10 protein-coding genes are annotated in these 8971 nt (G+C 53.8%); 2 read left to right on the top strand and 8 right to left on the bottom strand.

Going from position 1 to position 8971, the window contains the following annotated elements:
* The 5 genes from D6694_13400 to D6694_13380 all read right to left on the bottom strand — a co-directional run.
* Positions 1–549, bottom strand: a 549-nt coding sequence (locus tag D6694_13400; protein RMH37244.1) for a hypothetical protein, incomplete at its 3' end; no start/stop codon positions are given.
* Entirely contained in the window at positions 549–869 is a 321-nt protein-coding gene (gene glpE / locus D6694_13395; GenBank protein RMH37243.1) for a thiosulfate sulfurtransferase GlpE, read from the bottom strand. The genes glpE and D6694_13400, both read right to left, overlap by 1 nt.
* Positions 866–1324, bottom strand: coding sequence for a GNAT family N-acetyltransferase (locus D6694_13390; GenBank protein ID RMH37242.1), 459 nt, complete (start codon positions 1322–1324; stop codon positions 866–868). Before D6694_13390 ends, glpE begins: the two co-directional genes overlap by 4 nt.
* Before the next feature lie 2 nt (positions 1325–1326).
* On the bottom strand, positions 1327–2352 hold the full coding sequence (locus D6694_13385; GenBank protein RMH37246.1) for an L-threonine 3-dehydrogenase: 1026 nt from the start codon (positions 2350–2352) through the stop codon (positions 1327–1329).
* A gap of 12 nt (positions 2353–2364) precedes the next feature.
* On the bottom strand, positions 2365–3561 hold the full coding sequence (locus tag D6694_13380; GenBank protein ID RMH37241.1) for a glycine C-acetyltransferase: 1197 nt from the start codon (positions 3559–3561) through the stop codon (positions 2365–2367).
* A gap of 157 nt (positions 3562–3718) precedes the next feature.
* On the opposite strand from D6694_13380, the gene D6694_13375 reads away from it, so the two are divergent.
* Both D6694_13375 and D6694_13370 read left to right on the top strand, forming a co-directional pair.
* A complete protein-coding gene (locus tag D6694_13375) occupies positions 3719–4585 on the top strand; it encodes a YicC family protein (GenBank protein ID RMH37245.1) in 867 nt (288 codons plus the stop codon).
* 8 nt (positions 4586–4593) lie between these two features.
* The gene (locus tag D6694_13370) at positions 4594–4929 is read left to right on the top strand and encodes a hypothetical protein (protein ID RMH37240.1); all 336 of its coding nucleotides are present in this window, start codon (positions 4594–4596) and stop codon (positions 4927–4929) included.
* 8 nt (positions 4930–4937) lie between these two features.
* Here the strand turns inward: D6694_13370 and D6694_13365 are convergent, their stop codons facing one another.
* The 3 genes from D6694_13365 to glyQ all read right to left on the bottom strand — a co-directional run bounded on the left by D6694_13365 (position 4938) and on the right by glyQ (position 8827).
* Positions 4938–5753: a shikimate dehydrogenase gene (locus D6694_13365; GenBank protein RMH37239.1), complete on the bottom strand. Its 816-nt coding sequence runs from the start codon at positions 5751–5753 to the stop codon at positions 4938–4940.
* 77 nt (positions 5754–5830) lie between these two features.
* A complete protein-coding gene (locus tag D6694_13360; protein RMH37238.1) occupies positions 5831–7900 on the bottom strand; it encodes a glycine--tRNA ligase subunit beta in 2070 nt (689 codons plus the stop codon).
* A gap of 3 nt (positions 7901–7903) precedes the next feature.
* The gene (glyQ, locus tag D6694_13355) at positions 7904–8827 is read right to left on the bottom strand and encodes a glycine--tRNA ligase subunit alpha (GenBank protein ID RMH37237.1); all 924 of its coding nucleotides are present in this window, start codon (positions 8825–8827) and stop codon (positions 7904–7906) included.
* Between the last annotated feature and the right edge of the window lie 144 nt (positions 8828–8971).

Raw genomic sequence — 8971 nt, 5'->3', positions numbered from 1 at the left:
CGAGATTTGTGATTGTGACACATGTTGGTCGGCGTCAAGCTCGCCGATCAAGTCAAGCCGAATCAGAACAGACAGCTCGGCCAGTTCCTGCGTGATGGCGTCCGAGTCATTGGCATCAAGGCGGGTATCGTGGCTGGCTTGATAAAATGCCTTCTGAAACCGGTTGTACTGTGCGAGGACTTCCGGGCTGGCGACAATGGCAAGTCGATGCGAAAAAAATTGCATTTTGAGCCTATCTTCGGCATTCACCGTACGTTTGAGCAAAATGGCTTCAATAAAGTCGATAAAGGCGGAATAAACGTCTTTTTTAAGTTCGATAAATTTGATGCTTTGTTCTTTTTGTAGCTCAACTCGGGTCTGTTGGTTCAGTAGCAAGGCGGTGATGACCACCGTGGCAATGGTGCCGAGGGCCGTGACCACAATTTCTTGTGTAAATGGCCATTGCGCCGAAAGACCATAGGCCAGTCGCAGGAAAAAATAACCAAAGGCCAGAGTGCCCAGGGTGAGTAAAAGATACGCCAGTTGACGAGTTTCGCTGCGACGCTTCATTAGCCTTCTCCCTGCTCGACCGCTTCAGTCAATGACCATTGCGTCATGCCCCCAATCAAGCTGTACACCGACTCAAAGCCCATGTCTGAAAAATATTGGGCGGCACCCTGACTGCTGTGCCCATGATAACAAACAACCAGTAACGGCTTATCGAGATCGGCCTCACGGATAAAGTCAGCAACATTGCGGTTGTCGACCCGAATCGCCCCAGGAATGTGACCAGCGGCAAAGCTTTGCGGGTCGCGAATGTCAACGACAACCGCGCCCTCTTCATTGATTAAACGCTTTGCGGTCTTAAGGTCAATATTTTGAAAACTCATGCTGACTCCCTTTTGAACATATCGATGTGTTCAATGCCATCTTCTAGATACGGGGCACCGACTGACACAAACCCGAGCGATTGATAGAAGGTGACAAGATAGGTCTGGGCAGACAGGAAAAGATCCTGGCCTGGGTAGTGCTGCGCACAGTGCCGAATGGCGTGACGCATCATTTGTGTTGCGAGCCCCTGACCGCGATGCGCCGGAGCAACGACCACGCGTCCGATGGCGGGCACGGCTTTGGGGTGGTGTTCAGGTGGAATGATGCGAAGATAACCAATGACCGCACCCTCTTTTTTGCCGACCAAGTGCCAACAAGACAGATCAAGACCGTCTATGTCTGGATACAGGCACTTCTGCTCCAGCACAAAGACATCCTGCCGCAGTTTCAAAAATCCGTACACAGTCGCGGCATCCAGCTCAGCAAACGTGAAAAACTGCCAATCTACAGCCATGATTATGTCCAGTCTAACACCACTTTTCCGCTCTGGCCGGAATCCATCGTTTCAAAGCCTTTTTGAAACTCATCAATCGGGAACCGGTGGGTGATCACTGGTGAGATGTCGAGGCCCGATTGAAGCATGGCGGTCATTTTGTACCAAGTCTCAAAAATCTCCCGCCCGTATATTCCCTTGATGATAAGGCCTTTGAAGATAACGTGGTTCCAGTCAATCGCCAGCTCGCTAGAGGGAATGCCGAGCATCGCAATCTTGCCGCCATGGTTCATGGTATCAAGCATCTGGTGGAAGGCACTGGCCACACCGGACATTTCCAAGCCAACGTCAAAGCCTTCGCGCATACCGATATCTGACATCACCTGGCGCAAATCTTCGTTGGCCACATTGACCGCCCGAGTCGCCCCCATTTTTGCGGCCAGTTGTAAGCGATAGGGGTTGACATCGGTGATGACCACGTGGCGAGCACCTACATGCCGGCAAACAGCAGCGGCCATAATGCCAATGGGGCCCGCGCCAGTGATCAGAACATCTTCGCCAACCAAATCGAACGACAGAGCGGTGTGCACGGCATTGCCAAAGGGATCGAAAATGGCGGCCAAGTCGTCTGAAATGTCATCCGGAATCGGATAAACGTTTTCCTGCGGGATGACCAGATATTCCGCAAACGCACCGGGGCGGTTGACGCCAACACCGAGCGTATTGCGGCACAAATGGCGTCGACCAGCCCGACAATTGCGACAGTGGCCGCACGTGATGTGTCCTTCGCCTGATACCCGCTGACCAGGTTTGTAAGCAGTCACTTCGGCGCCGGTTTCCACCACCTCGCCGACGAATTCGTGACCCACGACCATGGGCACTGGAATGGTTTTCTGTGACCATTCGTCCCAATGATAAATATGCATGTCAGTGCCACAGATGGCCGTCTTGCGAATCTTAATCAAGACATCATTCGGGCCGACTTCCGGCATCGGCTGATCGACCATCCAGATACCGGGTTCAGGGCGAAGTTTGGTCAATGTTTTCATCATGCCGCTCCGTTATTTGATCACACCCAATTCGCGGCCGACTTTGGCAAAGGCCGCAATCGCCCGGTCAAGTTGCGAACGGGTATGTGCTGCCGACATTTGTGTACGAATCCGGGCTTGCCCTTTGGGCACGACAGGGTACGAAAAACCAATGACATAAATGCCTTCTTCTAGCAATCTATCGGCCATGGTCGTGGCTAGTGTCGCATCACCAAGCATAATTGGGATGATCGGGTGATCGCCTGGCAGGAGCTTGAAGCCAAGTGACGACATTTGAGCGCGGAAGTAACGCGCGTTGATTTGCAGTCGTTTGCGCAATTCGTCACTTTCTTCCAGCATATCGAGCACCGCAAGGGAGGCATTGGCGATGACCGGGGCAAGAGTATTGGAAAACAGATAGGGCCGTGAGCGGTTGCGCAACCAATCAACAATGGTTTTGTTGGCCGTGGTGTAGCCACCAGAGGCACCGCCAAGCGCCTTGCCAAGGGTTCCGGTGATGATGTCCACTCGGCCCATCACATTGTGGTATTCATGCGTGCCACGCCCTTTCTCGCCGATAAAACCGACCGCATGGGAATCATCCACCATCACCAGCGCGTCGTATTTTTCGGCCAGATCGCAGATGGCCGGAAGATTGGCGATATAGCCGTCCATGGAAAACACACCATCGGTGGCGATCATCTTAAAGCGTGCGCCTTTATCGTCGGCTTGCTTGAGTTTGTCTTCCAGATCGCGCATGTCGTTGTTCGCATAGCGGTAACGTTTGGCCTTGGACAACCGGATGCCATCAATGATGCTGGCATGATTCAATGCGTCGGAAATAATGGCATCTTCTGGCCCCATGAGGGTTTCGAACAGGCCGCCGTTGGCGTCAAAGCAGGACGAGTACAATATGGCGTCTTCCATGCCTAGAAATTCGGCGATGCGCTGCTCCAGGCGTTTGTGCACATCCTGTGTGCCACAGATAAATCGGACGGACGCCATGCCATAGCCATATTTCTTCAGGCCTTCGATGCCAGCTTCAATCAAACGTGGATGGTTGGCCAAGCCAAGGTAGTTGTTGGCGCAGAAATTGATAACATGTCGCCCGTCTTCGACTTCAATGTCGGCCGATTGCTGTGAGGTAATGACACGTTCTTTTTTGTATAGCCCATCTTTTTTGAGTTGCTCGATTTCTTTTTGCAGATGTTCGGTCAAAGCAGAGTGCATGTTGTCCCCTCTCGCCATAATCAAAGATTGGGGCAAGTTTAATCCGGTTACTGCGGAATTGCACGTTCCGGCACCATCGCTTTGGCTGATCAAATGGTTTCAAGTCGCGTCAAAATTCCATACACTGGCAACAACGAACGACCATACGGGTAATTTCATGATTCGCAGTATGACCGCCTTTGCGCGTTGTGAAGCGCGCGATGATTGGGGCCATGCCCTGTTTGAAATTCGTTCCGTCAATCAACGTTTTCTTGAGCTGAGCTTCCGGCTGCCGGAAACTTTTCGTCATTTGGAACCAAAGTTACGCGAGTTGGCACGGGAGAAATTGGCCCGAGGCAAGGTAGAAATACAGCTGCGGGCGGAATTGTCGTCAGCGCAAGTGCCTCATGTCGAGATCAATGAGGGCCTCGCGCAGGCATTGGCCAATGCCATTGAACGTCTCAAGGGACTCACCGGCCTGAGTGGCGCAGTTGATTGGACACGATTTTTGCAATGGCCGGAGATGATTGAAGTTGCCAGCACCGATCGTGACCAGCTCGAAGTGTCTGTCCTATCGCTTTTTACCCAGGCATTGGCTGAACTGGTGTCGGCACGTGAGCGTGAGGGGGCGGCGCTGGTGGCGCATATTGAAAAGCGATTAACTGCCATTGAGGAAGAAATTGCCAAGGTTCGGGCGAATATGCCGGAGATTCTCAATATCCAGCGTGAACGCCTGATCGAACGGTTCAAGAATGCACAGATCGAGTTGGACGAGACACGTCTGGAGCAAGAAATGGTGATTGTTGCGCAACGACTGGACGTGGACGAAGAAATGGATCGGCTTTCAACCCACGTGCACGAATTCCGTCGAGTTTTGCAACAAGGCGGCACGGTAGGAAGGCGGCTCGATTTTCTCCTGCAAGAAATGAACCGAGAGGCCAATACCCTTGGAGCAAAATCGATCAACACAGTGACCACAAGCGCGGCGGTTGAGCTTAAAGTGTTGATCGAACAAATTCGTGAACAGGTGCAAAATATCGAGTGAGCGTGCGCATGGAAAAACCTTCAGAAATCACCACAAGACAGCGGTGGTTACAATATTGGCCGTGGGCTGGCGGCGTTTCACTGCTGGTGGTTGCCGGCCTGGCGGTATGGTTGTGGCTTGAACATCCGCTGCTTGTGAATCCTTTTCATGTTGCCGGACAATTAAAAGCTGGCACGTTGCCGGTCTCGACCTTGGAACTTATGGCACTATTTTTGCCGATTATGACGCTGACCTGTTTGGGACTTTTGGTGGTGCTACTGGTGTTTGCTTGGGTGTCGCTTCGTCGGGAGCGGACACTTTTACAGATGATCAAAAGTGCCCGGCAAGCGTCGCGGACTGAATAACACTTTGGTCATGGCCGGGCCAATTGGCGCAGCCATTCGACGACGTGCTCAACGACCTCCGATGTCAGCGGTTGTTGGGTCCAGCGCTCAAAGGCAAATGCCGCCTGCCGAACAAGCATGCCCAATCCGTCATGGGCGACAATGCCACGCGCTTTCGCTGCCTGCACGGCGCTCATGGCGCGGCTGGCGTAGTTGAGATCATAATAGACTGACGGTGGTGTATTCGGCAGCCATCGCGCGAAATCTGGCGAGACACTGGTTGCGTTGATGAGCCACTCGCACGTCACCGCATTTTTCTCATCCCATCCAATCGTTTTCACGGCCTGAGCTGCAAAGCATCGGGCCAGTGCTTCGGACTTTGCTTGGGAGCGGCCGCAAATCGTCACCGCTTGGGCGCCAGCCGCGAGCAGTCCGGCGACTATGCCGCGTGCTGCGCCACCATTGCCCCAGATCAGAACGGAATGCTGGGGTTGCCAGCCAAGCTGCTGAATGTCTTCAATAAACCCCGGAGCGTCCGTATTGTCGGCCCATAATCGACCATCGCCATCCACAAATAGTGTGTTGGCCGCGCCCGATTGAGCGGCGATCCTTGTTTGGCCTTTTGCTAAGGCCAGCGCTTGTTGTTTGTGCGGCAAAGTGACATTGGCGCCTCGTCCGCCATTGGCGAAAAAGGCAGTGACGACGGCCTCAAAATGTTCACTCGGCACGTCAATGAGCTGATAATCGAGATCAAGCCCGACATGTTTGGCAAACTGCTGGTGAATCTGTGGTGACAGGCTGTGCGCCACCGGATGGCCGAACAGCGCAAATTTTAATTGTGCCATCGTCAAGGCATCACCGTGCGTCGTGTGACAGGGAGCATAGCAAAGCGGGGCATGATATGCATGCCCCGTGGGAATGATCAGGCAGGCAGCATCGAAATATCTGCGATACTGCCGACCAAGGCGCGAAGCTCTGCGAGCAGCGCAAGCCGATTACGGCGAACCGCATCATCGTCAGCCATGACCATGACCTGATCGAAAAACGCATCCACAGACGGTCTTAATGCCGCCAAGCGCCCCATGGCGTTGACATAATCGCCTTGCGCGAGCAGCGGCTGAATGTCATTTTGGGCTGCTTGAATGGCATCATAGAGCGTTTGCTCGGCGCTATCTTCAAACAGTGCTGGTTGCACTTGTTCGGCGCGATCTCCGCCCTGCTTTTCAAGAATGTTGTTGACGCGCTTATACGCAGCGGCCAATGCGTCGGCCTCTGGCAAAGTCATGAAATGTTGGACGCCACGAATGCGGCGGTCGATATCGGCCACTACGTCGGGACGCACGGCAAGCACCGCTTGAATCACCCGTGTTGGGACGCCTTCGTCTTGATACCAAGCGACAAAACGTTGATAGAGAAAATCAAGCAGGTCAGATGCCCAATTTTCCGCATGTAGCTGGTCGGCTTGGAATGTTTCAGAGGCCCATTGAATCAACGTGTTCAGCGAAAGCGCCACATCGCGTGCCATCAGAATTCGCAAAATGCCGATGGCCGCCCGCCGCAGCGCGAATGGGTCCTTGGTGCCTTTGGGAGGATGGCCAATGCCAAACAACCCAACCAGCGTATCGAGTCGATCGGCTACGGCCAACACGGCGCCCTCTGGCGTGGCTGGCAAGCGATCACCAGAGAAACGAGGAAGGTATTGGTCTTCTAGCGCCACCGCAACTGCTTCTGGTTCACCATCGTGGCGCGCGTAGTAGCGCCCCATAATGCCCTGCAATTCTGGAAACTCACCGACCATTTCTGTGCACAGATCACATTTGCAGAGATGGGCCGCTCGGCTGGCCAGTTGACCATCGGCACCAAAGGCATCTGCCATTTTGCTGACCAGTTGTTCCACCCGATTGGTTTTGTCGAGCAAAGTGCCAAGTTTTTGTTGAAACACTATGTTGGCCAGCTTGTCACGACGCGACACAAGCGGTTGTTTTTTGTCGGTTTCATAGAAAAATTGCGCATCGGCCAAGCGAGGGCGAATCACTTTCTCATTGCCCTGAATGACCGCTTCCGGAGCTTGACTCTCCAGATTGGCAATCACGACAAAATACTGGGTGAGCTGACCGTCTTTATCCTTGATGGGGAAATATTTCTGATGCGACTGCATCGAAGAAATCAATGCCTCGGCAGGCACTTGCAAAAATTCAGCATCAAATTGGCCAAGCAATGCCACTGGCCATTCCACCAGTGCCGTGACTTCTTCCAGCAGATCTTCGTCAATGATGACCTGCATGCCTGCTGGCGCCGTCGCGACTGCCTGCTGACGAATGCGTTCCTTGCGTTCGTCAAAATTCGTGATCACTTTGGCTTCCCGCAAAATGCGTTCATAGGCATCCGGCTTAGGCAGCGCGATCGGTTCGGGCGCATGCACCCGATGACCAAAAGTGTGTCGTCCTGCCTGCAATTCGAAAGCCTCAAGCGGTACGACATCGTCACCCAAAACCGCCACCAGCCAATGCACCGGGCGGACAAACGGCGTTTTGTGGGCACCCCAACGCATCATTTTGGGCACCGGCAACGCTTTGAGGCTGGCTTTGACAATGTCCGGCAAAAGTTCAATGGTGGGCTGCCCTTTGTGCTGAATGCGAAACGCAAGGCGCGTGCCTTTGTCGGTCTCGACGTGTTCCAGTTGATCGACGGTTGTGCCACAGGAGCGCGCAAAGCCAAGTGCTGCGGGCGTTGGTTCGCCATCTCGGAAGGCCGCCTGCAGAGCTGGGCCCAACTTGGTTTCTTCCCGGTCTGGCTGTGCTAACGCCAACGCTTCAATCAGCACCGCCATTCGACGCGGTGTGGCGAACCAGTGCACAGCACCATGGTTCAGATTGGCTTGTGCTAAACCGGACACAATCCCGTCTCGCAGGCTGGTGGCCAGTTGACGCAAGGCTTTGGGAGGCAACTCCTCCGTGCCTATTTCAAATAGAAAATCAGCCGTTGTGCGCATCGATCAAGCTTCCTCGTTTTTCTTGAGAATGGGAAAACCAAGGGCTTCTCGCGCTTGGTAATAGGCTTCGGCCACAGCGCGCGCCATCGCCCGCACGCGCAAAATATATCGCTGCCGTTCCGTGACCGAAATCGCATGGCGCGCATCCAGAAGGTTAAAAACATGAGAGGCCTTGAGCACCATTTCATAAGCGGGCAGTGGTAAGCCCGCTTCGATGAGGCGCTTATTCTCTGCTTCAAACAAATCGAATTGCTTCAGCAGCGCCTCGACGGGGGCTTGTTCAAAGTTGTACGTCGACATTTCCACCTCGTTTTGGTGGAACACATCGCCATAGGTGACAACGCCTTGAGGGCCTCGACTCCAAACCAGATCATAAACACTGTCCACACCCTGCAGGTACATGGCCAGTCGTTCCAGACCATAAGTGATTTCGCCCATGACAGGCGCGCATTCAAGGCCACCGACTTGCTGGAAATAAGTAAACTGCGTGACTTCCATGCCGTTGAGCCAGACTTCCCAGCCTAAGCCCCATGCGCCAAGCGTCGGCGATTCCCAGTTGTCTTCCACAAAGCGAATGTCATGGACTTTGGTGTCAATGCCTAGCGCTTTCAGCGAGCCGAGATACAGGTCTTGAATGTCGTCGGGTGACGGTTTGAGCACCACCTGGAACTGGTAGTAGTGCTGCAGGCGGTTGGGGTTTTCACCATAACGACCATCAGTGGGGCGACGACAAGGCTGAACATAAGCCGCTCGCCATGGCTCTGGGCCAATGGCACGCAAAAACGTCGCTGGGTGGAAAGTGCCCGCCCCCACCTCGAGATCAAGGGGTTGCACCACAACACAACCATGCTTCGCCCAGTATGCCTGCAGGCACAAAATCAGATCTTGAAAAGTGTCCAAAGTTTCCGCCGGCTTGGTCACAGTCATCCATCGCTCGATTGCCCTGTAGAGCGCGCATTATAACGACAAAAAGCCACGTGGCACAGGTGAATCTGCCATGGCGTCAAATACCATAGCCTGACATCTCATACTCCGTACCCGTCGCCCGGAAAGTCGTTGGGCGATGAAATT

The sequence above is a fragment of the Gammaproteobacteria bacterium genome, assembly GCA_003696665.1.
Lineage (GTDB): Bacteria > Pseudomonadota > Gammaproteobacteria > Enterobacterales.
This window is presented reverse-complemented; position numbering and strand designations above follow the sequence as displayed.